This window comes from Roseomonas sp. SRI_022, from assembly GCF_057586215.1.
On record NZ_JBYCZL010000021.1, the window covers coordinates 23,722 to 49,291 of the forward strand.

Consider the following 25,570-nt stretch of genomic DNA (forward strand, 5'->3'; position numbering starts at 1 on the left):
GCAGATGACATTGACGCTGTATCCCGCCATCGACCTGAAGGGCGGGCAGGTGGTGCGCCTCAGGCGCGGGGAGATGGACCAGGCGACGGTCTATGCCGACGACCCTGGCGCGCAGGCGGCTTCCTTCATCAAGGCCGGCTTCGGCTGGGTCCATGTGGTGGATCTGGACGGCGCCTTCGCGGGCAAGCCGGCGAATGCGGAAGCCGTGCGCGGCATCCTTGCGGCGGTGCCCGGCGCGCGGGTGCAGCTCGGCGGCGGCATCCGGACCATGGCGGTGGCGGAGGCCTGGCTGACGGCGGGCGTGACCCGGATCATCCTGGGCAGCGCGGCCGTGAAGGACCCTGATTTCGCCCGCGAAGCCTGCCGCGCCTTCCCCGGCCGCGTCGTGCTCGGCATCGATGCCCGGGACGGGATGGTGGCGACGGAGGGCTGGGCGGAAACCTCGGACGTCTCCGCGACCGATCTGGCACGCCGTTTCGAGGGCGCCGGTGCTGCGGCGGTGATCTACACCGACATTGCCCGGGACGGGATGCTCGGCGGGGTGAATGTGGATGCGACGGCCGCGCTGGCGCGGGCGGTGTCCCTGCCGGTGATCGCATCCGGCGGCGTCGCGGGTGTCGAGGATCTGGTGGCGCTGCGGGACGCCAAGGCCGGCATCGAAGGCGCGATCATCGGGCGCGCGCTGTATGACGGGCGGATCGAGCCGAAGGCGGCACTGGCTGCTGCCGGCTGAATCGCCGCGCGACTACTCCCCCGAACTGCCACCCCCACCCCCGCCCCCACCGCCATCCGACGACCCGCCGCCGCTGTCCGACGATCCGCCACCGTCGGACCCGCCGCTTCCGCCCCAGGACCCGAACCAGGATCCGCCGCTCTCCGTCTTCTTCTCGTTGGTTTCCGAAATCAGCACCGCGGCCGCGACCGTGCTGGCGGCCGATCCACGGTCCCGATCATCGCTGCCCGAGGATAACGACGACCCTTCATCCTCGTCATCCCGGTCCTTCCGCGACATCCCCCGCCGCGCCAGCACCCGGTCGTAGGCCGCCCGCTTGCGCAGCCCCCACCAGAAGCGGGGCGTCCCACGTTCCAGTTCTTCCTCGGTGAAGACGAAGCCGTCCTCCAGCACGCCGATTCCGCGCATCAGGTCTGTTCTCCACCGCAGCACGCTTTACTTGACCGGGCGCATCATTCCGCCGCACTCGCATGCTGTGGAAGTGACGTCCGCTTCATGCGTCGTTTTCCCAACAAGCTGAAAGGTCATCCGGTCCGTGCTGTCGCTGCGCGTCATTCCCTGCCTCGATGTGAAGGACGGCCGCGTCGTGAAGGGCGTGAACTTCGTCGAATTGCGCGACGCCGGGGACCCGGTGGAACAGGCGCGCGCCTATGACGCCGAGGGCGCGGACGAGGTCACCTTCCTCGACATCACCGCATCGCATGAGAACCGCGACACCATTCTCGACGTCGTCTCCCGCACCGCGGCCGAGGTCTTCATCCCGCTGACCGTCGGCGGCGGAGTGCGCAGCGTCGAGGATGCCCGGCGCCTGCTGCTCGCCGGTGCCGACAAGGTCTCGATCAACTCGGCGGCGATCGCCGACCCCGACGTCGTGCGCCGCTGCGCCGAGGCCTTCGGCAGCCAGGCCATCGTCGTCGCCATCGACGCGCGGAAGAAGGAAACGGGCGAGGGCTGGGAAGTCTTCACCCATGGCGGCCGCCGCGGCACCGGCATCGACGCGGTGGAATGGGCGAGGCGCGCGGAATCCCTCGGCGCGGGGGAGATCCTGCTGACCTCGATGGACCGCGACGGCACCAAGCAGGGTTTTGACCTGCCGCTGACGCGCGCGGTGCGCGCAGCGATCCGCCTGCCCATCGTCGCCTCGGGCGGCGTCGGCGCGCCGGAGCATTTCGTCGAAGGTGCCAAGGCCGGCGCGACCGGCCTGCTGGCCGCATCCGTCTTTCACTACGGGGAATTCAGCATCGCCGATGCGAAGGCCGCGCTCGCCGCGGCCGGCCTGCCGGTGCGCCATGCCCCGCGCAGCAGCAGGAGGGCCGCCTGATGGCCAAGGCCACCAAGAAGAAGCCAGCCGCGAAGAAGGCCGTGACCAAGAAGACGGTCGCGAAGGCGCCGGCAGCGAAGAAGGCCAAGCTGCCGCTGCCCGCCGCCGTGCCGAAGAAGGCGCGTGCCGCCGCCAAGGCCAAGCTGCCCAAGATGCTGCGCAAGGCGGACAAACGGATCCTGACGCCGCTTGCGCCGGCCATCGCGGGGGCGGAAGCGGCCATCCTCGACCGGCTATGGCAGGTGGTGGAGGACCGCCGCCTGTCGGGCGACACCATGATCTCCCATTCCGCCCGGCTACTCGCCCGTGGCACCGCCAAGGTCGCCCAGAAGCTGGGCGAGGAAGCGGTGGAATGCGTGATCGAGGCCGCCACCGGCAACCGGGAGGCGACCGTGCTGGAAAGCGCGGACCTGCTCTATCACCTCATGGTCGTCTGGGTGGATGCCGGCATCCACCCGCTGGAGGTCTGGACCGAGCTCGCCCGCCGCCAAGGTATTTCCGGCATTGCCGAGAAGGCGGCGCGCCCGCAGGGCATCATCCGCGCCGCAGGCACCACCAAGCTGCCGTGACGCCGGCGCTGCGCCCGGCGCGCGCATCCGACGCCGCGGCAATCGACGCGCTGCTGCGCGAAGCCTTCGGCGGCGAGGCCGAAGCCGCCCTGGTTGCCGCCCTGCGCGCGGAAGGCGCTGTCGTGACCGAGCTGGTCTCCGAGGGCGTCACCGGCCATGTCCTGTTCACGCCTGCGCCGGTCGATGGAGCGCCGGTGGTAGCGCTGGCGCCGCTCGCCGTCGCCGCGGCGGCGCGCCGGAAGGGGCTGGGCGCGGCGCTGGTGCGGGCCGGGCTGGCGCGCTGTGCGGAGACGGGCGCCTCGGCCGTCCTGGTGCTGGGCGACCCGGCCTATTACGGCCGCTTCGGCTTTCGCCGGGCCGAGGGCATCACCGGCGCGCCATGGTGCGACCATCCGGCCTTCCAGGCGCTGTCCTTACAACCCGGCCTGCCATTGCCGCGAGGCGCGGTGCGCTACGCGGACGCCTTCGGCCTGGTTGGCCCTGCCGGGGATGGCGCGGCGACCCACTGACGCGCGGGACCTTCGCGCGGCAATCGCGCGACACCCCTTGCCTTCGCGCCCTTCGCGCCGGGACACTGGCCGTCGCTTCTCGAACCCTGGAACCGACCCCGCGTGACACGACCCTTCCCTCGCCGGCTCCTCCTCACGGCGCTGCTGCCGCTCGCCGGCTGCGTCCTGCCGCCGACGCCATCCGCGCCGCCTCAGGCAACCGCCGCGACCGAGCCGCCACCCCCGGTGCTCGCCAGCCTCGCGGCCTTCGCGACGGTGAAACTGCTCGATCCCGGCACGCGGCACGCGGTGTTTGAGACCTCGGGCGGGGCGGTGATCGACATGACCGCGGCGCCGCAGGCGCGCAATTTCGGGGCGCTGCGGCAGGGCGCGCGGGTCGTGGTTGAATATGACGCTGGCGGAGGGGTACGGATCGCCCCGGTCGCGCGGCTGACACGCGCCAATGCGACCGGACGCATCCTCGCCACGGTGCGGGAGGTTTCGGTCGGCGGCGGCAACATGGTCCTGGTCGGGCCTGAGGGCGGCACGCAATACGTCACCCTGCAAAACCCCCCGATGATGGCCTTCGCCACCCGCCTTCGCCCAGGGGACGAGGTTGCGGTTACCTTCGCCGACGGCAGCACGCCGGAATAGCGCGCGCCCGATCGGGCGCGACGGGTGCCGACGCTACCCCACCACCGACCCCGGATCACAGTTCGCCCCGCACACCACCACGCCGATGCGCGCGCCCTTGGGTGGCGTCCAGGCATCGCCCAGCACGGCGGCCAGCGCCGTGGCGCCGCCCGGTTCGGCCACGATGCGCAGCCTGTCCCACAGCCAGCGCTGCGCGTTGCGGATCACCTGGTCCTGCAGCACGACGGACCGGCCGCCCATCTCCATCATCACGTTGAAGGCAAGGTCGCCGACGCGCCGCGCGCCCAGGCTATCGGCAGCGATGCCGCCCGCGGGGGCATCGATCGGCTGCCCGGCGAAACCCGCCATGAACAGCGTCGGGCATTCCTCCGGCTCGGCGATCACCATCTGGACGCGGCTGCGATACCAGGACGCGATGCCGCCATAGAGCCCGCCGCCGCCCGCCGCGACGACGACATGGGTGAGGTCCGGCGCATCGGCCTCGAACTCCATGCCGACCGTGCCCTGGCCGGCCAGGACTTCCTCCTGGTCATAGGCATGGACCATGAGCGCGCCGGTCTCCGCGGCGCGGGCCTCGCTGGCGAGGCGCGCCTCGTTATAGCTCGGCCCGCCCACCGTCAGCGTCGCGCCGGTCGCGGCGATGCGGGCGCGCTTGGCCTCGGCGGCGATCTCGGGGACGAATATCTCCGCCTTGATGCCGAGCACCTGCGCGGCATGCGCCACCGCCAGGCCGTGGTTCCCGCCCGAGGCGGCGATCACGCCAGCCTTGGGCACGTCGGCCGAGAGGATGCGGTTGAAGGCCCCGCGCGGCTTGAAGGACCCGGTGACCTGCAAGTGCTCGAGCTTTAGCGTCAACGGGTTCTCGAGCCCCGTTTCAGCGGGCGAAAGCGTCAGGATCGGCGTGCGGCGGATATGGGGGGCGATGCGGTCCGCGGCGGCGCGGATGGCGTCCTGGCTGGGCATGATGCCCGGCAGGGTGGCACCGGCGTGGCGCGCGGGCAACGTCGGGCGGCCGTCGGGACCGTGGTGCTTTCCCCGCTGCCCCATTTCTGCCACTGTCGGTAACTGAACGGATAGTCACGCTGGGATGTTGCTTCACGGAAGCTGTGTTTCGCGCGACGCGGCCGCGGTGCTGCTGCTGGGTCCCCCGGGGTCCGGCAAGTCGGACCTTGCGCTGCGGCTGATCGGGCGAGGCTGGGTCATGGTTGCAGACGATCAGGTGGTGATCCACGGGGTCGCGGTCTCGGCACCGCCCGCCTTGCGCGGGATGCTGGAGGTGCACGGCCTTGGCATCTTCGAAGGAATGGCGGTGGCCGAAGAGGCTCGACTGGCGCTCGTTGTGGATTTGGTGGCGCGAGAGGCCGTGACGCGGTTGCCGATGCCCGGGCGCTGGGCGCCGGCCGGCGTGCCGCGCGTCGCGCTGCATGGTTTCGACGCAGCCGCGCCGGAGAAGGTGGCGATGGCGCTCGACGCCGCGCTGGGCCGTGTCGCGCAACGTGCCGGGGCCTTCGCGGCGTGATGGATGTCCCGCCAGTGTCGCGGCGCCAGGTCGTGCTGGTCACCGGCCTTTCCGGCGCCGGCAAGGCATCGATCCTGCGGGTCCTGGAGGATCTCGGCTACGAGACCGTCGACAATCCGCCGCTCAGCGTGCTCGAGGCCGTGGTCGCCGATGGCGGGCAGCCGATCGCCGCCGGGGTGGACAGCCGCACGCGGGATTTCGACGCGGCGGCGGCGATGCGGCTACTGGAACGGCTGCGTGAGCGGACGGACATCACCGTGACGGTGGTCTTCGCCACGGCGGAACCGGATGTGTTGCTGCGCCGCTTCACCGAGACCCGGCGGCGGCATCCGTTGGCCCCGGGCGGGCCGCTCGGCCATTCCGTCGCCGAGGGCATCGCGCGGGAGGCGGCGCTGCTGGCCCCCCTGCGGGAGACGGCGGAGATGGTCGTCGATACCTCCGACCTGCCGCTGCCCGAGTTGCGGCGGATGGTCGAACGCCGCTTCGGCACCGAAGGCGCACCGGGGATGGGGGTTTCCGTCCTGTCCTTCGCCTTCCCCAAGGGCCTGCCGCGCGAGGCCGATCTGGTGTTCGACCTGCGCTTCCTGCGCAATCCGCACTATGTGGACGCGCTGCGGCCGTTGACTGGCCGCGATCCGGCGGTGGCGGCCTATATCGAGGCCGACCCGGACTTCGCCCCCTTCTGGCGGTGCATGACGGATATGATGCGGCCGCTCTTGCCCCGCTATGCCCAGGAGGGGAAGAAGTATCTGACGATTGCGCTCGGGTGCACCGGCGGGAAACACCGCTCGGTCCTGGCAGCGGAACGGTTGGCACACCATCTTCAATCCAGCGGCTGGCGGGTGGAACTTCACCACCGGGAACTTTCGGCCGGCGCGGCGCTGGGGACCGGTCGTGGCGAGACCACGACGGCATCCTTCGGAGCGCGCGACGCCGACGCAGGCCGCTTAGCGGGGCGGGAGGCCCTGACACAGGTATCATGATCGGAATGGTTCTGGTCACACACGGCCGCTTGGCCGAGGAACTGCGGCACGCCATGGAACATGTGGTCGGGCCGCAGCAGGGGGTCGCAACCGTCTGCATCGGCCCCGATGACGACATGGAGCACACCCGCGCCGACATCCGCGCGTCGATCGACGCGGTGGACCAAGGCGATGGCGTGGTCGTGCTGACCGACATGTTCGGCGGCACGCCGTCGAACCTCGCCATGCAGATCGCCGGCTCCGACCGGCCGGTCGAGGTGCTGGCGGGCGTCAACCTGCCGCTGCTGGTCAAGCTCGCGAAGGTGCGCGGCACCGAGCCACTCGCCGAAGCCGTGGACCACGCCAAGGCGGCGGGGCGGAAATACATTGCCAGCGGCCGCGAGGTGGCGGCCGGCGCGCCAGCCGCGCCGGCGGTCCAGGCCAGGAGGAGCGGCGCGTGAACGAATGGCCCGATGAGCCCGGCGCGCGCGTGGCGACCGACACCGCCGCGGGCGGCGGTCCATGCGGTTGCGATCCGGGGGATTCGGGCATGGTTCTGCGGCGAAGCGTTGTCATCCCCAACAGCCGCGGCCTGCATGCGCGTGCCGCGGCCAAGCTGGTGTCCATGGCCGAACGCTTCTCCGCCTGCGTGAATGTCGTGCGCAACGGCGAAACCGTGCCGGCCTGCTCCATCATGGGGCTGATGATGCTGGGCGCGGGCCAGGGTGCCGAGGTTATGATCGAGGCCGAGGGCTGGGACGCCAAGGAGGCGCTCGAGGCGGTCGCCGGCCTGGTCGAGGCCGGCTTCCATGAAGACTGACACATCCAAGGCGAAGACGAAGGCAAAGAAGTCCGAGGTCCTGGTCCCGGGTATCGCGGTGTCGCACGGCGTGGCGATCGGCCCGGTCTATGACACCTCCGAACCGCCGACCGAGGTGATGCGGCGGACCATCGCCGCTGATGCCGTCGATGACGAGAAGCAGAAGCTCGCCGCGGCCATCGCCTTCTCCCGCAAGCAGGTCGCCAAGCTCAAGACCCGCATCGGCGTGTTGCCCGAGGAAGCGCAGGAGGAGCTCGAGCCGCTGCTCGACGCGCATCTGATGATGCTCGGCAATTCGCGGTTGGTCCGCGGCGCCCGCAAGCGCATCGAGGCCGAGCTGCTGGGTGCCGAGACCGCGGTGCTGGAGGAGGCGGAGGAGATCCGCGCCGTCATCCTCGCCGCCAAGGATGACGACAAGGCCGGCCTCGCGCGCCGCGCCAATGAGATCCGCGACATCGGCCGCCGGTTGATCCGCAACCTGACCTCCACCCCCTTCCGCAGCTTCAAGGACCTGCCGGAGGGTTGCATCCTCGTCTCGGAGGAACTGACGCCGGCCGACGCCGCGCTGCTCGACCCGTCCCGCGTCGCCGGCGTGGCGACCGAGGAAGGCGGGGCGGATGGCCATACCGCGATCATGCTGCGCGCCCTCGGCATCCCCGCCGTGCTCGGCGCTCACGGGCTGACCGAGGCGGCGCAGCGCGGCGACCAGGCTGTGCTGGACGGCACGAAAGGGCTGGTCTCGCTGCATCCCTCCGCGGCGACGCTCGCGACGGCGAAGGACCGGCTGGCGGCCTTCGCCAAGGAACGCGCGAAGCTGTCCAAGCTGCGCCGTCTGCCCGCCGAGACCACCGATGGCGAGATGGTCGAATTGCAGGCCAATCTCGAGATTCCGCAGGAATTGCCGCTGATCGCCCAGGCGGGTGCCATGGGCATCGGCCTGCTGCGCACCGAGTTCCTGTTCATGAACCGGGACGACCTGCCCGACGAGGATGCGCAGGTCGAGGCCTACACCCAGGTCGTCAGCGCCATGGAAGGCCAGCCGGTGACCATCCGCGTGCTCGACTGGGGCGGCGAGAAGGACATGGAGGCGCTGGCCTCCGGCGTCGCGCCGGCCCATGCGGGGGCCAATCCGGCGCTCGGGCTGCGGGGGCTGCGCATGCTGCTCAAGCGCCCGGAATTGCTGGAAGTGCAGTTCGCCGCCGTGCTGCGCGTCGCCGCCGCGCATGGCGACGGCCATGTACGCCTGCTGCTGCCCATGGTCACGGTGCCCGAGGAAGTGCGTCAGGCGCGCGACATCTACGAGCGCGTCGCCAAGCGCCTGCGCCGGCGCGGGGAGAAGCTGCCGGAGAAGCTTCCGCCGCTCGGCGTGATGATCGAGACACCTGGCGCGGCGCTCGCCGCCGACGCCATCGCACTCGAGGCCGATTTCTTCGCCATCGGGACCAACGACCTCGCCATGTACACCCTGGCGGTGGACCGGTCGGAGGCGGAGGTGTCGCATCTGTACGACCCGCTGCACCCGGCGGTGCTGCGGCTGGTGCAATTCGCCACTGAGGCCGCGCTGCGACTGCGCATGCCGGTGTCGGTCTGCGGGGAGATGGCGGGCAATCCGCAGCTCACGCCATTGCTGCTCGGGCTGGGCGTAAGGACTTTCTCGATGAATGCCTCGGCGCTGCCGCGGGTGAAGCAGGCGGTGCGGGCGCTCGACATCGGCGACTGCGCGCGCTTCGCGCGGCGCGTGATGGAACAATCGGACCCGGCACGCATTCGCGAGCTCGTGGCGGGCTTCGCGGAAGGGGTCACGGAGCGCGCGTAAAAACCGCGCGATCCTCACGCCCCGCAACAACGGCGTAACGCAACGCCTTCATCCTGCCTTGGTTGCGCCCCCTCACCGCCCCTTGCGGCCCCGAGGCTTTGCGCATGGGACGAGGGAAGGCAGACCCGATGCGCCACATTCGACGCGCCACCGTCACGGGACTTTTCGCCATCTGGCTCGCGCCGCTTTCCGCCGCGGCGGAAGCGCCAAACGGGATGGGACTGAGCAACGACCGCGGCGCCCAGTTCGCCCCGGTGAAGGCCGAAAGCCGCCGCACCGCCGAGGACGGCACTGCCGCCGAGGACCCGCAGGATCAGGTGGACTGACGGGCTACGGGCATCGTCGTCGGAATTCACATAAAGATATCCTTATAAGTGATCGTGCTCTCTGGCCTCCTCCGGCCGGGCGTGCTACCGGCCCGCCATCCCCTGGGTGAGAAAGAGAGAGCGCATGTCCGCAGCCACCGATTTCGTCGTGAAGGATCTGTCCCTGGCCAGCTGGGGCCGGAAGGAGATCTCGATGGCCGAGGACGAGATGCCCGGCCTGATGGCGACGCGGGCCGAATACGGCAAGCAGCAGGTGCTGAAGGGCGCGCGCGTCGCCGGCTGCCTGCACATGACGATCCAGACCGCCGTGCTGATCGAGACGCTGAAGGCGCTCGGCGCCGACGTCCGCTGGTCGTCCTGCAACATCTTCTCGACCCAGGACCACGCCGCCGCCGCGATCGCGGCGACCGGCACGCCGGTCTTCGCCGTGAAGGGGGAGACGCTTGAGGAATACTGGCAGTATGTGAAGCGCACCCTGGAATGGGGCGATGGCGGCACGCCGAACGTGCTGCTGGACGATGGCGGCGACATGACGCTGCTGGTCCACTACGGCCTGCGCGCCGAACAGGGCGACACCGCCTTCCTCGACAAGGCGACGAATGAGGAAGAGACGGTCTTCTTCGCGCTCATCAAGGACTGCCTGAAGACCAAGCCGGGCTGGTTCGCGAAGCTCGCCGCCGCCATCAAGGGCGTGTCGGAGGAAACGACGACCGGCGTGCATCGCCTCTACACCATGGCGAAGGAAGGCAAGCTGCTGTTCCCCGCCATCAACGTGAACGACAGCGTCACCAAGTCGAAGTTCGACAACCTGTATGGCTGCCGTGAATCGCTGGTGGACGCGATCCGCCGCGGCACCGACGTGATGATGGCCGGCAAGGTCGCTATGGTCTGCGGCTTCGGCGATGTGGGCAAGGGTTCTGCCGCGTCCCTGCGCAACGCCGGCTGCCGCGTCATGGTCAGCGAGGTCGATCCGATCTGCGCGCTGCAGGCCGCGATGGAAGGCTATGAGGTCGTCACGATGGAGCAGGCCGCCCCGCAGGCCGACATCTTCGTCACCGCCACCGGCAATGTCGATGTCATCACCGTGGACCACATGCGCGCGATGAAGCACCGCGCCATCGTCTGCAACATCGGCCACTTCGACAGCGAGATCCAGGTCGCCGGCTTGCGCAACTTCAAGTGGGACAATGTGAAGCCGCAGGTGGACGAGATCGAGTTCCCCGACGGCAAGCGCATGATCCTGCTGTCCGAAGGGCGCCTGGTGAACCTCGGCAACGCCACGGGCCACCCGTCCTTCGTCATGTCCGCGTCCTTCACCAACCAGACGCTGGCGCAGATCGAGCTTTGGACCAACCCGGGCAAGTACGAGAAGAAGGTCTACGTGCTGCCCAAGCACCTCGATGAGAAGGTGGCCTCGCTGCACCTCGCCAAGGTCGGCGCAACGCTGACCAAGATGTCGAAGCAGCAGGCGGACTACATCGGCGTGTCGCCGCAGGGCCCGTTCAAGGCCGAGCAGTACCGCTACTGACGGAAAGGCCGGGGGAGAGAACTCCCCCGATCCCCCTCCTTTTTCTGTCTGTTGGAGACTGACGGCGGCGGCCGGCGCCAATAGTCAGGGGGTTTGGGGGGAGTTCATCTCCCCCCAACCTTCATGCGACCTCGAACAGCCCGGCGGCACCCTGCCCGCCGCCGACGCACATCGTCACCACGACGAATTTCGCGCCACGGCGCTTGCCCTCGATGAGCGCATGTCCGGCCATGCGCGCGCCCGACATGCCGTAGGGATGGCCGATGGAAATCGCTCCGCCATCTACATTCAACCGGTCATCGGGAATGCCGAGCCGGTCGCGGCAATAGAGCACCTGGCAGGCGAAGGCCTCGTTCAACTCCCACAACCCGATATCGTCCATCTTCAGCCCGTGCTGCTGCAGCAGTCTCGGTACGGCGAAGACGGGCCCGATCCCCATCTCCCCCGGATCACAGCCGGCCACTGCCATGCCGCGATAGATGCCGAGCGGGTGCAGCCCGCGGCGTGACGCCTCGGCTTCTTCCATCAGCACGGCGGCCGAAGCGCCGTCGGACAACTGGCTCGCATTGCCCGCGGTGATGAAGCGGCCTTCCTTCACGACCATGCCGTCCTTGAACACCGGCTTCAGCATCTGCAGCCCGTCCAGTGTCGTGTCGGCGCGGTTGCCTTCGTCGCGTGCCAGCGTGGTCGGCACGTCGCGGACCTCGCCGGTCTCCCGGTTCGCCACCTTCATGACGGAGGGCAGCGGCACGATCTCATCATCGAAGGCGCCGCGCTGCTGGCCGGCGGCGGTGCGCTGCTGGCTGCGCAGGGCGTATTCGTCCTGGGCCTCCCGCGCGATGCCATAGCGGTCGGCAACGATCTCCGCTGTCTCCAGCATCGACATGTACAACGCCGGGACATGTTCCATCAGCGCGGGGTCTGCGCGGCGGAACCAGTTCGCCTTGTCGTTCTGCACCAGGGAAATGGATTCCAGCCCACCGCCCACGGCCACCTGCATCCCGTCATGCAGGATCTGCTTCGCCGCGGTGGCGATGGCCATGAGCCCGGACGAGCACTGCCGGTCGAGCGACATGCCCGGCACCGTATCCGGCAGCCCGGCGGCAAGCGCGACCTGCCGCCCGACATTCGATCCCTGGCAGCCCTGCTGCAGGGCGGCACCCATGATCACATCCTCGACCTGCGCGGGGTCGAGCCCGGCGCGCGCCACCGCGGCCCTGACGGCATGCCCGCCCAGCGTCTGCGCGTTGGTGTCGTTGAAGGCGCCGCGATAGGCACGCCCGATCGGCGTGCGGGCAGTCGAAACGATGACGGCACTGCGCATTGGCGCTTCCTCCCTACCGGTTCCTTGCCCGGCAGGGTAGCGAAGCCGTCAGCGCGCGCCCAGCCGCTTCCACACCCCGTCAGCGGTCGCGACGATGCGATCGCCGACGGTGATCTGCCCACGCACAAAGATCACGGACTTCGTCGCGCGCACCGCCTCCCCGCGGGCTTCCATGAAATCCCCGGCCTTGGCGGCGGAGACGAAATGCGTGTTGAGCTGGATGGTCACCACCGGGTCGCGGCTCGCTGCCTCCCAGCTCGTCGCACCCAGGATCTGGTCGAGGAAGGTGACCAGCATGCCGCCATGGACGATGCCGTGGGCGTTGCCGTGCCTCTGCTCGGCGAGCAGGCCGTAGGCCCAGCCGCCACTCTCCCGTTTCGACCAGAAGGGGCCGACCAGGGTGGGGAAGCCGTCCTCATGCCAACGAAACTGTTTCCAGCCGGCGGCGGCAGGGTCGAAGAGGGCAGGGGTAGGGGCGTCGGTCATGCATTCCGCTTCGCGCGGCGGGCTGGCGGCGTCAACAGGGGGTGGTAGCGTGCCGACCATGCGCCTGTTCCATTCCCCCGGCTCGCCCTATGCCCGCATCGCCCGGATGGCGGTGATCGAACTCGGCCTCGAGGACCGCGTCGCGGTCGAGGAAGCGGCGCTGCGCGACCCGGCCTCGGTGCTGCTGCCGTTCAATCCGGTCGGGCGCGTGCCGACGCTGGTGCTGGATGACGGCACCGCCATCACTGAGACGACGGCGGTGCTGATGATGCTGGACAGCCTGGTCGAACCGGCGCGGCGCATGCTGCCGGGCCCGAAGGAACCACATGTCCTGGCCGCCTACGGCCGCGTGCTGGGCATGCTGGATGGCATCGCCGTCTGGAACCGCGAGTTGCGCCGCCCCGAGCATGAACGGTCCCCCGGGGTCATCGCGCTGGAGGCGCGGCGTGCTGCGCGCGTGGCCGATGCGCTGGAACGCGACGTGGCCGCCGGCGGCTTCGCGGCGCGGGATGCCGCCTGGCTCGCGCTGGTCTCGGTGCTCGGATATTGCGAGCGGCGCCACACCGGCTTCGACTGGCGGAACGGCCGACCCGCACTCGGCGCACTGTTCGACCGCGCGCAGGCGCGCCCCTCCGTGGCGCGCACCGTCCCGCCCGCCGGCATGGGCAGCGCCGCCCCAGCCCGCTGACCACCGGCAAAGGGCCCGATGCCACGCATCGGGCCAGGAGCGCACAGCGCGACCGCGCCCAGACCGCTCGCTGCCGCCAACGCGACAGTGCATGGCGCGAAGGCAAGCCGCGCGGATGCGCGGCGCCCGCCGTCTGAGGGCAAAAAACTACGTCGGCATGCGTATGTTGCGGCTGCGGATGAGGTTGCCCCACTTCTCGCTTTCCCGCGTCCAGTAGGTCGCGAATTCCACCGGCGTGCCGCCCACCGGATCGGCACCCTGGGCGATGATCTGCTGGCGGAAGGCGGGATCGGCGACCGCGGCGCGCACCGCCTCGGTCAGTCGCGCGGTGATCGGCTCCGGCAGGTTGGCGGGCGCCATCAGCGCCATGTCGGTCGAGGATTCGAAACCCGCCACCCCCGCTTCCTGCAGCGTCGGCACATCCTGCGCGAGCGGCGTGCGCGCCGCCGTGCTGACCGCGAGCATCTTCAGCGTGCCCGCCTGGCGATGCGGCAGCGCGGTGATGGCGTCGATGAAGGACATTTTCGTCTCGCCCGCCAGCACCGCCTGGGCGGATGGCGCGCCGCCGCGATAGGGCACGTGCACCATGTTCAGTCCGGCCGCGGCCATCAGCAGCTCGGTCGCCAGGTGGCTGGTCGCACCAATGCCGGCCGAGGAGAAATTGATCTCGCCTGGCCGCGCGCGGACATAGGCGAGGAATTCCTGGATCGTCGTGACTGGCACCGAAGGATGCACGCAGACCGATTGCGCGGTCCGCGCCATCAGGCTGACGCCGGTGAAGGCCGCGCGATTGTCATAGGGCAGGGGCGCGATCAGGTGCGGCGCGATGGCATAGGTACTGTTCGTCGCCGACAGGAGCACATAGCCGTCGGGGCGCTGCTGCGAGACGTAGTTGTGGCCGATGGTACCGGATGCGCCGGCACGGTTCTCTACGACGAATTGCTGGCCGAACACCTGCGTCAGGCGCTGCGCGAAAAGCCGCGTCATGGTGTCGGAGGAACCACCCGCCGGCCACGGATTGACCAGCGTCACCGGCCGCGTCGGCCAGGGCGCCTGTGCCTGCGCGGCGCGCAGCGCGGGCGCCACGAGGCCAATGGCGATCAGGGTTCGACGATGCAGGCTTGTCATGGCGTGGTCTCCTCGCAGCGCGGCGGATCTGTGGAGCGATGACGGGCAGGTGCGGGAGTGCACCCCGGCAGGCGCGGTGAATGCATGCTGCGTGCCGCGCGCAGGTGCTGCGACCGCAGCCCCGTTGGCGGGACCGACATGGCAATATGGTTCTCCTCGTTGCGGATCCGCGCAAGACGCTGCGTGAGGCCTGGACAGTCCCGCGCGCCGCGGCGAAGACAGCACGCATGACAGACCATCCGATGCACGCGACGCGGCTGCTCGACATGGTCGAAGGCGATGCGGCGCTGCCCAAGACCGCCGACGTCGTGGTGATCGGCGCCGGCATCATCGGCGTCGCCGCCGCCTATGCGCTCGCCAAGGCCGGGCATTCCGTCGCGCTGCTGGAGAAGGGCGTGGTCGCGGGCGAACAATCCAGCCGCAACTGGGGCTGGTGCCGGCTGCTCAATCGCGATGAGCGCGAGATCCCGCTGATGCAGCACAGCCAGGCGCTGTGGGATCGCCTGCCCGCCGAGATCGGCGCCGATATGGGCTTCCGTCGCAACGGCCTCGTCTATGTCACCAAGGACCCGCAGCAGTTGGCCGGCTGGCAGGCCTGGGCGGAGATGGCGCGGGACTATCAGGTGCCGGTGCGCATCATCGATGGCGCCGAGGCGAAGCGCCTGACCCCGGGCAACGAACAGGACTGGATCGGCGGCGTCGTCTCGCCGCAGGACGGGCGGGCGGAACCCGGCATGGCCGCGCCCGCACTGGCGAAGGCTGCCCGCGCGCTGGGCGTGACGCTGCACCAGAACTGCGCGGTGCGCGGGCTGGACATGACCGGCGGCCGCGCATCCGGCGTCTTCACCGAGAAGGGGCTGATCCGCACCAATACCGTGATCCTGGCAGCCGGGGCCTGGGCCTCGATGTTGTTGCGCCGGCACGGCGCCGACATGCCGCAATCCTCCGTGCATTCGACCGTGTTCGCGACGACGCCGGCGAAGCAGGTGTCGCCGAGCGGGTTGTTCACGCCCGACTTCATCCTCACTCCGCGGCTCGATGGCGGCTACATCGTCGCCGCCCGCGCGCGTGGCCGGCTGGAGCTGACACCCGCCGGCATCCGCTATGCCCGCCAGTTCCTGCCGAGCCTGCGGAAGAACTGGAAGATGGTGGAGCTGCGCTTCGGTCGATCCTTCTTCGAGGGCCCCGATGCCTGGCATGGGCGCTGGACCTTCGACAGCCCGACCGTCTTCGAGCGCATCCGCGCGCTGGACCCGAAGCCCAAGGCCAGCATCGTCGAACCCGCGCTGCGCGAGATCGTCGCCGCCTATCCCGATCTCGCCGGCATCCGCGCCGCGCGCATCTGGGCGGGGTGGATCGATTCCACGCCGGATGCGGTGCCCGTGATCTCCCCGGTCGAGGCGCTGCTTGGCGTTGTCGTCGCCGCGGGATTCAGCGGGCACGGCTTCGGCATCGGCCTCGGCGCGGGGCGGCTGGCGGCGGACCTCGCGACCGGCGCGCCGCCAGTGGTCGATGCCGCGCCCTTCACGCTGAAGCGCTTCTTCGACGGCAGCCCGATCCATACGCCGAGCGGCATCTGATCGGCCCCGCGCGCCATGCCTGGCAATCAAACTGCCGGTTAGGTCGTAGCGCCAGACCGCCGCGCCGTGTTCACTGCGGCGAATGGAGGAACGCCAATGACGACACGCCTGCTCGATCTGCCCTCGGGACCGCTCGAAGTCTTCCTGGAGGGCGCGGGGCATCCCGTGGTGCTGCTGCCGTCCCTGGGGCGAGGGCAGGAGGATTTCGACGGCATCGCGCCGATGCTGCTCGCCGCGGGACTGCGGCTGATCCGCCCCGAGCCGCGCGGCATCGGTCATTCCGCGCCGCTGCGCGAAGGCGCGACGCTGTTCGACATGACGCGCGATGTGATCGCGGCGATGGAGGCTGACGGGGTGCGCACCGCGCTCGTCGCCGGCCACGCAGCGGGCAACTGGATCGCGCGCATCACCGCGCATCTGCGGCCTGACCTGGTGGAAGGGGTGGCAATGCTCGCCGCCGTCACCGGCACCACGGTCGATCCGGAGATCAGCGCCGCCATCGCCGGCAGCTTCGACACCTCGCTGCCCGACGATGTGCGGCTGGGGCATCTGCGGCGCGGCTACTTCGCGCCGGGCAATGATGCGAGCGTCTGGCTCCCTGGATGGCATACCGAGGTGGCGCGCGCCCAGCGTCGCGCCCGCGAGGCGACCGCCGACAAATCCTGGCTGCGCGTCGCGGACCGCAAGCCGCTGCTCTATCTGGCCGCGGCTGAGGACGCGATCGCCGCGCCGCCGAGCGAGGCGGAGCTCAAGGCCGCGCTGGGTCCGATGGCGCGGCGAGTCGTGGTAGAACGCGCCGGGCACGCATTGCTGCCGGAACAGCCGCAAGCGGTGGCGACGGCGCTGATCGCCTATGCGCGCGATCTGTGGAAGGAGTGACGCTGGCCCCGTGCGGCACCAGAAACCGGCATTCCAAAGTGCACTGCACTTTGGTGGGGTGGCTTGGAGGGGCAAAGCCCCTCCAAGCCTTTTCACCGCAGCTTGATATCGATTCGCACCACGTCGCCGCGATAGATCCCATCAGCGACCATCAGGAGCACGCCGCGCGGATCGACGGCCGCACGGCGCACCAGGGCGACGGGCGCGTTCAATGGCAGATGCAGCGCGGCGGCCGTCTCCACATCGGCGGTGCCGATCGTCAGCGACTGGCGTGCATCGGCAATGCGCACGCCGGGAATGCCGGCGACCAGTTTCAGCGCCGTGCGGCTGCGTAGCGCATCCTCCGTCACCTTCGGGGACAGGCGTTCGTTCAGATAGACATCCGCCAGCAGGAAGGGCTGCCCGTCGCGCCAGTGGCGCCGGCGGATATGGCGGTAGAGCGGCCCGGGACGGCCGATATCCACCGCCGGCAGCGCGGCCGGGGAGAGGCCCGGAATGTCACCGAGGATCTCGATCTCCGCGCCCTCGCGTGACCGCAGCAGGCCGGACCAGTCGGTCTCCACGTCGCACCACAGCCGGTTCGCGGTGGGCGCGCCGCGCACGAAGGTACCCTTGGCGCGGAAGCGCTCGATCAGCCCGTCATGTTCCAGCAGGTCCAGCGCCTGGCGGATCGTCGCGCGCGCCACGCCGCATTCCGCCGCCAATTCGTCCACCGTGGGGATGCGCTGGTCGAGCCGCCAAGCCCCCTGCTCGATCCTGCGCCGGAACAGCGTCGCGAGCTGGATGTAGCGCGCGACGTTGCTCCGGTTCAGGTCGATGGCGGCGCGCGGCGCCGGGGCGGCAGGGGGCATGGGCGGTCGCTACACGGCGCCGGCGGCGGCGTCCAGGAATGGCTGGCCGCCCCGGAAGGCCTCGATATCCGACAGGATGCGCGCGATGAGCGCGGCCCGCGTCTCGATGGTCAGGGACGCGGAATGCGGCGCCAGCACGACGTTGTCGAGCGCGAGGAAGCGCGCATCAAGCGCCGGTTCGCGCGCGAAGACATCGAGCCCGGCCGCGGCGACCGCGCGCCGTTCCAGCGCATCAAGCAGCGCCGCTTCATCCACCACGGACCCGCGCGCGATGTTCACCAACACGCCGCGCGGGCCGAGTGCGTCCAGCACAGCCGCATCGACGATGCGATCTGTCTCGCCGCCGCCCGGCATGGCGAGGATCAGCACGTCGGAGCGCTCGGCCAGCGCGCGGATATCGGGGAGGAAGGGCCAGGGCTGGTCCGGCTTCGCCCGCGGTCCCGTCCAGGCGACATCCATGCCGAGCCCGGCACAACGCCGCGCGATAGCCTGGCCAATCTTGCCCAGTCCAACGATGCCCGCCGCCTTGCGATGCAGACTGATGCCGAGGCCCATGCGTTCCGTCATCCAGCGCCCGGCACGCACAAAGCGGTCGGCCTCGGCGACGCGGCGCGCTGCGGCATACATCAGGCCGATGGCCGCATCGGCCACATCCTCCGTCATCACGTCGGGCGTGTAGGCGACGGCGATGCCCCGCCGCGCAGCGGCTGGCAGGTCGACACGCTCGAGGCCGGCGCCCTGGCTGACCACCAGTCGCAGGTCGGGCAGCCGGGCGAAATGCGCCTCGGATGCACCGTGGAGCGCCATGGTGACGGCAATGCGGAAGCCGCTGCGCGGACCCTCGGCGGGCTTGTCCTCGACGAGCGTGAAGCGTTCCGCCAGCGCGGCGCGGAGATCCGCCGGGATGGCGGAGAGCAGCAGGATGGATTCGGTCATTCGGCGCGGATCCCTGCGGCTTCGATAACCTGCTTCCAGCGCGCGGATTCAGCGGCAATGGTTGCGGCCAGCTCCTCAGGTGTCGAAGGTGTCGCCTCCTCGCCCAGCGCCTCCATCCGCGCGCGATAGGCCGGTTCGTTCAGGATCGCGACGATGGCGCCATTGAGTCGCACGATCACCGGCGCCGGCGTGCCGGCCGGCGCGGAGATGTAGTTGAACGGCGCGGCATCGAAGCCGGGCAAGGTTTCCGCCAACGCCGGCAGGTCGGGCGCCAGCGCCGAACGCTGCGGCGTCGTGACGGCGAGCGCGCGCAGACTGCCCGCCCGCGCCGGCGGCAGCAGGATCGACAGCGTGTCGAGCGCCATGCTGACCGTGCCCGCCATCAGGTCCGTCGTCGCCGGCCCGGTGCCGCGATAGGGCACATGGGTGATGTCGATCTGCGCCATGAATTTCAGCATCTCGCCGGCCAGGTGCGAGGATGACCCGATGCCGGACGACGCGAAGGTGAGCCGCCCCGGCTGCGCCTTCGCCAGCGCGATCAACCCCGCGACATCCTGCGCCGGCATGGACGGGTTCACCGCGAGCAGGTTCGGCGCGCGCTTGTAGCCCGACACCGGTGCGAGGTCGCGCACCGGGTCGTAGGGCAGGGACCGCATCAGATGCGGGTTGATGATCTGCGGGCCGGGCGTACCGTAGAGCAGCGTGTGGCCATCCGCCACGGCGCGCGCGACGAACAGGGCACCGACCGTGGCGCCGCCGCCGGGGCGGTTGTCCACCACGACCGGCTGGCCCAGCGCCGCACCGAGCGGATCGGCGAGCATCCGTGCGGAGGCATCGGCCGACCCGCCGGCGGCGAAGGGCACGACCAGGCGCAGCGGGCGCGTCGGGAAGGATTGCGCCCGCGCCGGCGCGGTGAGTGCTGCGGGTGCTGCGAGCAGGGCGCGGCGGGACAGTCTCATTCGATGGTAATTCCCTGGGCTGCGATGACACCGCGCCAGCGGGCGATTTCGTCCCGCACGGCGGTGGCGAGGTCCTGCGGCGTGCCGCCCAGCGGCTCGGCGCCGAGGCTGGCGAAGCGGGCGCGCACTGTGGGTTCGGCAAGCACGCGGTTGGCCGCGGCGTTGATGGCGGCGATCGCCTCGGGCGGCGTGCGCGCGGCGGCGATCAGGTAGTTGAAGGAGGCATCGTAGAAGCCGGGCAGCGTGGCGGCGATGGGCGGCAACTCCGGCGCGCCCTCGGCCGGTTCGCGCGTGCTGACGGCGAGCGCGCGCAGCCGCCCTTCCCGTACCAGCGGCAGTAGCGCGGCGGCGGTGTCGAGGATCATGTCCACGCGACCGCCGATGAGGTCCTGCACGCCGGGCGAGGTGCCGCGATAGGGGATGTGCAGCATCTCGATCCCCGCCATCTGCGCGAACAGCGCGCCGGCAAGATGCGCCGAGGATCCGATGCCCGCGCTGGCATAGGTGAGGCCACCCGGCCGCGAGCGGGCGAGCGCGATCAGTTCCTCCACGCTGCGCGCGGGGAAGTCCGGTCGCACCACCAACACCTTCGGTGCGCGCATCAACGCGACAACGGGCGTGAAGTCCGCCATCGCGTCATAGGGGATGTTGCGCATCATCAGCGGGTTGAGGATCTGGATCGACGGCGAGCAGTAGAGCAACGTCAGCCCGTCCGCCGGCCCGCGCGCCACCGCGATGGCGGCGACGGAACCGGTTCCGCCGGGGCGGTTCTCGACCAGCATCGGCTGGCCGAGGATCGCCGCCATCGGGTCGGCGATGATGCGCGCGATGGTGTCGGCGGTGCCACCAGGTGCGAGCGGCACCATGATGCGCATCGGGCGTGGCGGTTGCCAGGCCTGCGCCTGCGTCGCCGGTGCGGCGAGCAGGACAGGCGCGGCGAGGAGGGAACGACGATGCATCGCGCTACTCCAGCCGCATGCCGGTCGCGCGCACCACCTCGCCCCAGGAGGTGTAGGCGGAGCGGATGAAGGAGGCGAATTCGTCGGGGTTGCTCGCGACGACGCGGCCGCCCTGGTCCAGCAGCACGCGCCGCGTCTCCGCATCCTCCAGCGCCGCCTTCGCCGCGGCGTGCAGGATGTTGACGCGATCCGCCGGCAGGCCCGCCGGACCGAGCACGCCGTACCAGGTCTCGCTGATGAAGCCGGGGACGCCGGCTTCCTCGGCGGTCGGCACATCGGGCAGGATGGGCAGGCGCTGCGGCGCGGTGATGGCAAGCGCGGGCAAGGCACCCGAGCGCACCTGGCCAAGCAGTGCCGGCACATCCGCGGCGAGGATCTGGATGCGTCCGGCAAGCAGTTCCGTCACCGCCGGCGCGGCGCCGCGGAACGGGATGTGCGTGATGTCGATGCCGGCGCGCAGCTTGAACAGCTCCCCGGCAAGATGCAGTGAGGAACCGATACCGGCCGATCCATAGGCGAGCTGCCCCGGACGCGCCTTCGCCAGGGCGACGAGTTCCGCGAGGTTGCGCGGCCCGAGGCCCGGCGCGATGGAGACGATCTGCGGCACCGCCAGCACCTGCGTGATGGGCGAGAGATCGGTGCGCGGGTCGTAGGGCATGTTGGGCTGCAGATGCGGCAGGATCACCATGCCGCCGCTGCTCGCCAGCACCAGCGTATGGCCATCCGGCCGCGCCTTGGCGACATAGTCGACGCCGATCAGTCCCCCGGCGCCGGCTCGCGCTTCCACCACCACGGGCTTGCCGAGCCGTTCGCCCATGACGCGGCCGATGGTGCGCGCGATCAGATCGGCGGGACCGCCGGCTGCAAAGGGCACGATCAGCCGCACCGGCTGGTCGGGGAAGGCCTGCGCCTGGGCGCGGCCGACCAGCGCCGGCAGCGCCAGGGCGGTCAATGCGGTCCTTCTGCGGATCATGCTTGCTTCCTCCCGTTCTCGTTGGTTCTGCCGCTACCCCGGCGGCGGCTGGTCGAACAATCCCTGCGACGGTGCGGCCAATGGCGGGGCCGCATTGTCGGGCAGCGGGACGTCATGCGCATTCAGCGTCATCGCCACCATCGAATAGTAGCCGACCAGGGCGGTCAGCTCGACGACACCCTTGACGCCGAAGCGTTCCGTCACGCGCGCATGCAGCGCCGGAGGCATGGTGCCGTCGCGCAGCAGCAGGCGGGCGTAGTCGTAGATCAGCGCATCCCCGGCCTGCGTGAATTGCGGCGGGCGACCGTCGCGGATGGCCGCAATGATCTCGGGTTCCAGACCGGCATCGGCGGCCGCCTGGGCATGGACGAACCATTCGACCTGGGCAGACCAGCGCCGCCCGGTCACGATGATGGCAAGTTCGGAAAGCCGCTTGCCGAGCGAAGTGCCGAAGCGCAGCGATTCTCCCAGGGACGACCAGGCCCGGGCGAGGTCGGGCGCATGGATCGCCGCGCGCAGCGGGCCGATGACACGCCCGCGCGGGCCGGAGACGACGCTGTCCCAGACGCTGCGCTGGGCATCGTCCACCAAGTCGTCCCGCGTCGCGGGCAGGGGGATGCGGGACATGTCAGATCACTCCATCCGCAGCGAGCGCCGCGCGTTCGGCTGCACCGACGCCGATTGATTCGAGAACGGCATCCGTATCCTGCCCAAGCAGCGGCGGCACGCCGTCGCCGCGCATGCCCGCTTCGGCCATGCGGATCGGGCCGGCAACCATGGGAACCTCGCCGGCCGGGTGCGGCAGGCGGCGCAGCAGGCCGCGATGGACCACCTGCGGGTCAGCGAAGACGTCGGGCACGGTGTTGATCGGGCCGCACGGCACTCCCACGGCGTCGAGCCGCGCGGTCAGCTCCACCCGCGTGAAGTCGCAGAAACGGGCGGCGAGCCGCGGCGTCAGCTCGGCATTGTGCCGCACCCGATCGGCGTTACGCGTGAAGCGCGGATCGGCGGCCCAGTCCGGCCGGTCGATCGCCGCGCAGAGCTTGGCGAACTGTCCGTCATTGCCAACGGCGAGAACGATCTCCCCATCCTTCGCCGGGAAGACATCCTGTGGCTGGATGTTGGGATGTCGGTTGCCGGCGCGGTGCGGCACGCGGCCGCCGACCAGGTAGTTCATCGCCTGGTTCGCCAGGATGCCGGTGCCGACATCGAGCATGGCGAGGTCGATGGTCTCGCCCTGCCCCGTCTCGGCGCGTCGCGCGACCGCCGCGAGCACCGCGACGGCGGCGTACATCCCCGTCATCAGGTCGATGATCGGGACACCGACCTTCTGCGGCGCGCCATCGGCCTCACCCGTGACGCTCATCAGCCCGCACATGGCCTGGATCATGAAGTCGTAGGCGGCCTGTTCGGCGCGCGGCCCATCCTGGCCGAAGCCAGTCACCGAGCAATAGATCAGCGACGGCTTCAGCGTCCGCAGCGATGCCGCATCCAGGCCATAGCGCGCCAGCGCGCCGACCTTGAAGTTCTCGATGACGATATCGCAATCCTGTGCGAGGCGCTTCGCGATCGCCTGGCCGGCCGGTTTCGTGATGTCCAGCGTAACCGAGCGCTTGCCACGATTTACCGACAGGAAGTAGCCGGCATCCTTCGTGGCGTTGCCGTCCTGGTCCTTCAGGAAGGGTGGGCCCCAGCCGCGCGTGTCGTCACCCGCACCGGGGCGTTCGATCTTGATCACCTCGGCGCCGAGATCGGCAAGGATCTGCGTCGCCCAGGGTGCCGCCATGATGCGGCCGAGATCGAGCACGCGCAGATGCGACAGGGGGCCAGCCATGGTCAGCCGTCGACCACCGGCGTCGCGACCATCGACGGGCGTTCGCGGAACCGCGCCTGCCAGGCGGCGTAACGCGGCGCGCGATCGCGCCAGCCGAGATCGGCGAAGCGGAAGTCCATGTAGTCGCCGGCGATGGCGAGCGCGATCTGCGCGATGCCAGGCGGATCGGCATTGATCGCCCCGATCTCGGCATCGATCGCGGCGAGGGTTGAATCGAACTTGGTGGCGAAGGCATCCATCAGCGGCCGCGATGGTGGAGTGCGTTCCCGCTCCATCCGATAGAGGATCAGCATGTCGAGGAAGCCGTTGCCGAGTGCGTGGCGGCGCAGCTCCGTGAAGCGCGCCCGGCCTTCCCGCGGGATCAGGCGGCTGCCGGCAAGGCTGTCGAGATATTCGATGATGACGTAGCTGTCGTAGAGCACCGTCCCGTCCTCGAGCACCAGGGTCGGGATCTTGTTCAGCGGATTGTCCGGCAGCAGCGCGGGCGCGACGATCGCGGCGCCGACGAGCGTGCGCGTCGTCTGGATGCGATCAGCGAGACCGAGCTCATGCGCGGCGACCATGACCTTGCGCACGAAGGGGGAGCGCGGCGACCAGTGCAGCTTCATCATGGACTTGCGGCGCGCTCGCGCCCTCCCTCTTGTGTCGTTAGGTCAGTTGTATGACTTTAAGGGCGCAGGCGGCGGCGTCCAGCCCCCCGCCCGCAGGGGTAGGGAACGACCAGGGCATGCCCATCACCTATGACGCGGTGAAGGCGTTGTCGGCCGATCTGTACGATTGGTCGCTGCGCGCCGTGCCGGCCGATACCAAGGACGGGCTGCGCCGCGCGCTGGATTCCGAGACGCAGGACGGCGCACGCAAGGTGCTGCGCATGATGCTGACCAGCGCGCAGAAAGCGGAGGACGAGGACCGCTTCGTCTGCTCCGACGCCGGCGTGCCGGTCTATCACGTGACGATCGGAAGCGCCGCGCGGTTGGAAGGCGACATCAAGGCCGCGATCTCCGACGGCTTCGACGAACTCGTGCAACGCATCAACCCGCCGCTGCTGAAGCATGTGACGAACCCGCTGACCAATGAACGCGGCTACAAGGGCCGCGACATGCCGCTGGTGACCTGGGATGTCGCCGGCGGGACGGATTGGGTCGAGATCCTGTGCCAGCCCAAGGCGCTTGGCTCCGGACGCTGGGCGGCGCTGGAGACGTTCTCCTTCCCGACGCTCGCCGAGATCGAGGCCTATGTCATGAAGGTCGTGATGCAGGCGGGTTCGCAGCATTGCCCACCGGTCATCATCGGCGTGGGCATCGGCGGATCCTTCGATGTCGCCGCACGCATCGCCAGCAAGGCGACGATGCGCCAGGTCGGCAGCGCGAACGCCGAGCCGGTGCTGGCCGCGATGGAGGAACGCCTGCTGCGCGCCGTGAATGCGACAGGCTTCGGGCCGATGGGCACGGGCGGCGACACCACCGCACTCGCCGTGCATGTCGACTATGCGTCCGGCCATGGCTACACGCCCGTCGCGGTCTGCTTCAATTGCTGGATCAACCGCCGCACACGGGCGCGACTGCATGCGGATGGCAGCGTGGAGCGGTTCGAATGAGCGAGTTCCGCACAATCCGCATGCCGATGTCGCGCGAGGATGCGCGCAGCCTGCGGGCCGGCGACATGATCCTGGTCGATGGTGAGATCGTCATCACCGCCGGCCTGCCCACCGTCCAGCGCCTGGTTGCCTGCGTGGAGGAAGGGCGCGATCCGCCCTTCCCGCTGCAGGGCGGATCGCTGCTGCATCTCGGTTCCTACAGCCGCGACACGGCGGATGGCGGGCTTGAGATCCTGTACATGAACCCGACCACCAGCACGCGCTTCAACCGGCTGATGCCTGGGCTGATCCGGCATTTCGGCCTGACCGCGGTGGGCGGCAAGGGCGGGCTGGATGCCGGCTGCGTCGCGGCGATGAAGGAGGCCGGCTGCGTCTATCTCTCCTTCCTTGGCGGTGGCGCGCCGCTGCATTCCGGCGCGATCGAGGCTGTGAGGGAGGTCGCCTACGGCGACCTCGTCGCGCATTACCGGCTGGTGCGGCTGGCGGTGCGGGGCTTGGGCCCGTTGACCGTCGGCATCGACGCCCATGGCAACAGCCTGTTTGAAACGCTGCAGGACCAGGCGCAGGACCGCATGCCAGCGATTCTGGAGCAGTTGGCGAAGGATCGCGCGGCAGCGGGCGGCTGAGCCGTTTCGCCCGG

30 protein-coding genes are annotated in these 25,570 nt (G+C 70.0%); 17 read left to right on the forward strand and 13 right to left on the reverse strand.

Annotated elements, in window-relative coordinates:
• Positions 1-4 precede the first annotated feature (4 nt).
• On the forward strand, positions 5-733 hold the full coding sequence (gene hisA / locus AC2YHJ_RS19355) for a 1-(5-phosphoribosyl)-5-[(5-phosphoribosylamino)methylideneamino]imidazole-4-carboxamide isomerase (RefSeq protein ID WP_487397737.1): 729 nt from the start codon (positions 5-7) through the stop codon (positions 731-733).
• Positions 734-745: 12 nt separating this feature from the next.
• Here the strand turns inward: hisA and AC2YHJ_RS19360 are convergent, their stop codons facing one another.
• A complete protein-coding gene (locus tag AC2YHJ_RS19360) occupies positions 746-1,141 on the reverse strand; it encodes a hypothetical protein (RefSeq protein ID WP_487397738.1) in 396 nt (131 codons plus the stop codon).
• 127 nt (positions 1,142-1,268) lie between these two features.
• Here AC2YHJ_RS19360 and hisF point away from each other — a divergent pair, with 127 nt between their 5' ends.
• From hisF to AC2YHJ_RS19380, 4 genes are all read left to right on the forward strand, one after another.
• The gene (gene hisF / locus AC2YHJ_RS19365; RefSeq protein WP_487397740.1) at positions 1,269-2,054 is read left to right on the forward strand and encodes an imidazole glycerol phosphate synthase subunit HisF; all 786 of its coding nucleotides are present in this window, start codon (positions 1,269-1,271) and stop codon (positions 2,052-2,054) included.
• Positions 2,054-2,623: a phosphoribosyl-ATP diphosphatase gene (locus AC2YHJ_RS19370; protein ID WP_487397741.1), complete on the forward strand. Its 570-nt coding sequence runs from the start codon at positions 2,054-2,056 to the stop codon at positions 2,621-2,623. Before hisF ends, AC2YHJ_RS19370 begins: the two co-directional genes overlap by 1 nt.
• On the forward strand, positions 2,620-3,132 hold the full coding sequence (locus tag AC2YHJ_RS19375) for a GNAT family N-acetyltransferase (RefSeq protein ID WP_487397742.1): 513 nt from the start codon (positions 2,620-2,622) through the stop codon (positions 3,130-3,132). The genes AC2YHJ_RS19370 and AC2YHJ_RS19375 overlap by 4 nt, the downstream gene beginning before the upstream one ends.
• 102 nt (positions 3,133-3,234) lie before the next feature.
• The gene (locus tag AC2YHJ_RS19380; RefSeq protein ID WP_487397743.1) at positions 3,235-3,765 is read left to right on the forward strand and encodes a hypothetical protein; all 531 of its coding nucleotides are present in this window, start codon (positions 3,235-3,237) and stop codon (positions 3,763-3,765) included.
• Positions 3,766-3,798: 33 nt separating this feature from the next.
• Here the strand turns inward: AC2YHJ_RS19380 and AC2YHJ_RS19385 are convergent, their stop codons facing one another.
• Positions 3,799-4,767, reverse strand: coding sequence for a threonine/serine dehydratase (locus AC2YHJ_RS19385; RefSeq protein ID WP_487397745.1), 969 nt, complete (start codon positions 4,765-4,767; stop codon positions 3,799-3,801).
• Positions 4,768-4,852: 85 nt separating this feature from the next.
• Here AC2YHJ_RS19385 and AC2YHJ_RS19390 point away from each other — a divergent pair, with 85 nt between their 5' ends.
• The 7 genes from AC2YHJ_RS19390 (at position 4,853) to ahcY (ending at position 10,736) form a co-directional block, all read left to right on the forward strand.
• Positions 4,853-5,284: an HPr kinase/phosphorylase gene (locus AC2YHJ_RS19390; RefSeq protein WP_487397746.1), complete on the forward strand. Its 432-nt coding sequence runs from the start codon at positions 4,853-4,855 to the stop codon at positions 5,282-5,284.
• Between the two features lie 14 nt (positions 5,285-5,298).
• Positions 5,299-6,267: an RNase adapter RapZ gene (gene rapZ, locus AC2YHJ_RS19395; RefSeq protein WP_487397748.1), complete on the forward strand. Its 969-nt coding sequence runs from the start codon at positions 5,299-5,301 to the stop codon at positions 6,265-6,267.
• Positions 6,268-6,272: 5 nt separating this feature from the next.
• Positions 6,273-6,707 carry a PTS sugar transporter subunit IIA gene (locus AC2YHJ_RS19400; protein ID WP_487397750.1) on the forward strand — a complete coding sequence of 145 codons (435 nt, stop codon included), beginning with the start codon at positions 6,273-6,275 and terminating at the stop codon, positions 6,705-6,707.
• An 89-nt stretch (positions 6,708-6,796) separates the two neighbouring features.
• Positions 6,797-7,066 (forward strand): HPr family phosphocarrier protein, encoded by a 270-nt coding sequence (locus AC2YHJ_RS19405; protein WP_487397752.1) that lies wholly within the window; start codon positions 6,797-6,799, stop codon positions 7,064-7,066.
• Positions 7,056-8,882, forward strand: a complete 1,827-nt coding sequence (gene ptsP, locus AC2YHJ_RS19410; RefSeq protein ID WP_487397753.1) for a phosphoenolpyruvate--protein phosphotransferase — start codon at positions 7,056-7,058, stop codon at positions 8,880-8,882. Before AC2YHJ_RS19405 ends, ptsP begins: the two co-directional genes overlap by 11 nt.
• A 128-nt stretch (positions 8,883-9,010) precedes the next feature.
• On the forward strand, positions 9,011-9,208 hold the full coding sequence (locus AC2YHJ_RS19415) for a hypothetical protein (protein WP_487397754.1): 198 nt from the start codon (positions 9,011-9,013) through the stop codon (positions 9,206-9,208).
• 124 nt (positions 9,209-9,332) lie between these two features.
• A complete protein-coding gene (gene ahcY / locus AC2YHJ_RS19420; RefSeq protein ID WP_487397755.1) occupies positions 9,333-10,736 on the forward strand; it encodes an adenosylhomocysteinase in 1,404 nt (467 codons plus the stop codon).
• A gap of 121 nt (positions 10,737-10,857) precedes the next feature.
• Here ahcY and AC2YHJ_RS19425 read toward each other — a convergent pair whose 3' ends face one another.
• Both AC2YHJ_RS19425 and AC2YHJ_RS19430 read right to left on the reverse strand, forming a co-directional pair.
• A complete protein-coding gene (locus tag AC2YHJ_RS19425; protein ID WP_487397756.1) occupies positions 10,858-12,060 on the reverse strand; it encodes an acetyl-CoA C-acyltransferase in 1,203 nt (400 codons plus the stop codon).
• A 48-nt stretch (positions 12,061-12,108) separates the two neighbouring features.
• Complete coding sequence (locus AC2YHJ_RS19430) at positions 12,109-12,546, reverse strand: PaaI family thioesterase (RefSeq protein ID WP_487397757.1); 438 nt, start codon at positions 12,544-12,546, stop codon at positions 12,109-12,111.
• Here AC2YHJ_RS19430 and AC2YHJ_RS19435 point away from each other — a divergent pair.
• The gene (locus AC2YHJ_RS19435) at positions 12,545-13,234 is read left to right on the forward strand and encodes a glutathione S-transferase family protein (protein WP_487397758.1); all 690 of its coding nucleotides are present in this window, start codon (positions 12,545-12,547) and stop codon (positions 13,232-13,234) included. The genes AC2YHJ_RS19430 and AC2YHJ_RS19435 overlap by 2 nt on opposite strands.
• Positions 13,235-13,381: 147 nt before the next feature.
• On the opposite strand, the gene AC2YHJ_RS19440 is transcribed toward AC2YHJ_RS19435, so the two are convergent.
• On the reverse strand, positions 13,382-14,362 hold the full coding sequence (locus tag AC2YHJ_RS19440) for a Bug family tripartite tricarboxylate transporter substrate binding protein (protein WP_487397759.1): 981 nt from the start codon (positions 14,360-14,362) through the stop codon (positions 13,382-13,384).
• 146 nt (positions 14,363-14,508) lie between these two features.
• On the opposite strand from AC2YHJ_RS19440, the gene AC2YHJ_RS19445 reads away from it, so the two are divergent.
• Together AC2YHJ_RS19445 and AC2YHJ_RS19450 are read left to right on the forward strand one after the other, a co-directional pair.
• Positions 14,509-15,942, forward strand: coding sequence for an NAD(P)/FAD-dependent oxidoreductase (locus tag AC2YHJ_RS19445; RefSeq protein ID WP_487397760.1), 1,434 nt, complete (start codon positions 14,509-14,511; stop codon positions 15,940-15,942).
• 96 nt (positions 15,943-16,038) lie between these two features.
• The gene (locus tag AC2YHJ_RS19450) at positions 16,039-16,821 is read left to right on the forward strand and encodes an alpha/beta fold hydrolase (RefSeq protein WP_487397761.1); all 783 of its coding nucleotides are present in this window, start codon (positions 16,039-16,041) and stop codon (positions 16,819-16,821) included.
• A 92-nt stretch (positions 16,822-16,913) separates the two neighbouring features.
• Here AC2YHJ_RS19450 and AC2YHJ_RS19455 read toward each other — a convergent pair whose 3' ends face one another.
• From AC2YHJ_RS19455 to AC2YHJ_RS19490, 8 genes are read right to left on the reverse strand one after another with little or no spacing between them, the layout of a single operon-like run.
• Entirely contained in the window at positions 16,914-17,672 is a 759-nt protein-coding gene (locus tag AC2YHJ_RS19455; protein ID WP_487397762.1) for a GntR family transcriptional regulator, read from the reverse strand.
• Between the two features lie 9 nt (positions 17,673-17,681).
• Positions 17,682-18,608: a 2-hydroxyacid dehydrogenase gene (locus AC2YHJ_RS19460; protein ID WP_487397763.1), complete on the reverse strand. Its 927-nt coding sequence runs from the start codon at positions 18,606-18,608 to the stop codon at positions 17,682-17,684.
• Positions 18,605-19,567: a Bug family tripartite tricarboxylate transporter substrate binding protein gene (locus AC2YHJ_RS19465; protein WP_487397764.1), complete on the reverse strand. Its 963-nt coding sequence runs from the start codon at positions 19,565-19,567 to the stop codon at positions 18,605-18,607. Before AC2YHJ_RS19465 ends, AC2YHJ_RS19460 begins: the two co-directional genes overlap by 4 nt.
• Complete coding sequence (locus AC2YHJ_RS19470) at positions 19,564-20,526, reverse strand: Bug family tripartite tricarboxylate transporter substrate binding protein (RefSeq protein ID WP_487397765.1); 963 nt, start codon at positions 20,524-20,526, stop codon at positions 19,564-19,566. The genes AC2YHJ_RS19465 and AC2YHJ_RS19470 overlap by 4 nt, the downstream gene beginning before the upstream one ends.
• A 4-nt stretch (positions 20,527-20,530) precedes the next feature.
• Positions 20,531-21,499, reverse strand: a complete 969-nt coding sequence (locus AC2YHJ_RS19475; RefSeq protein ID WP_487397766.1) for a Bug family tripartite tricarboxylate transporter substrate binding protein — start codon at positions 21,497-21,499, stop codon at positions 20,531-20,533.
• A 33-nt stretch (positions 21,500-21,532) separates the two neighbouring features.
• Positions 21,533-22,126, reverse strand: coding sequence for a carboxymuconolactone decarboxylase family protein (locus AC2YHJ_RS19480; protein ID WP_487397767.1), 594 nt, complete (start codon positions 22,124-22,126; stop codon positions 21,533-21,535).
• 1 nt (position 22,127) lies between these two features.
• Positions 22,128-23,333: a CaiB/BaiF CoA transferase family protein gene (locus tag AC2YHJ_RS19485; protein WP_487397768.1), complete on the reverse strand. Its 1,206-nt coding sequence runs from the start codon at positions 23,331-23,333 to the stop codon at positions 22,128-22,130.
• A 2-nt stretch (positions 23,334-23,335) separates the two neighbouring features.
• Positions 23,336-23,944: a glutathione S-transferase family protein gene (locus tag AC2YHJ_RS19490; protein WP_487397769.1), complete on the reverse strand. Its 609-nt coding sequence runs from the start codon at positions 23,942-23,944 to the stop codon at positions 23,336-23,338.
• A 116-nt stretch (positions 23,945-24,060) separates the two neighbouring features.
• Between AC2YHJ_RS19490 and AC2YHJ_RS19495 the strand changes: the two genes are divergently transcribed.
• Positions 24,061-24,930, forward strand: a complete 870-nt coding sequence (locus tag AC2YHJ_RS19495; protein WP_487397771.1) for a fumarate hydratase — start codon at positions 24,061-24,063, stop codon at positions 24,928-24,930.
• Positions 24,927-25,556, forward strand: a complete 630-nt coding sequence (locus AC2YHJ_RS19500) for a fumarate hydratase C-terminal domain-containing protein (protein ID WP_487397772.1) — start codon at positions 24,927-24,929, stop codon at positions 25,554-25,556. Before AC2YHJ_RS19495 ends, AC2YHJ_RS19500 begins: the two co-directional genes overlap by 4 nt.
• Positions 25,557-25,570 lie beyond the last annotated feature (14 nt).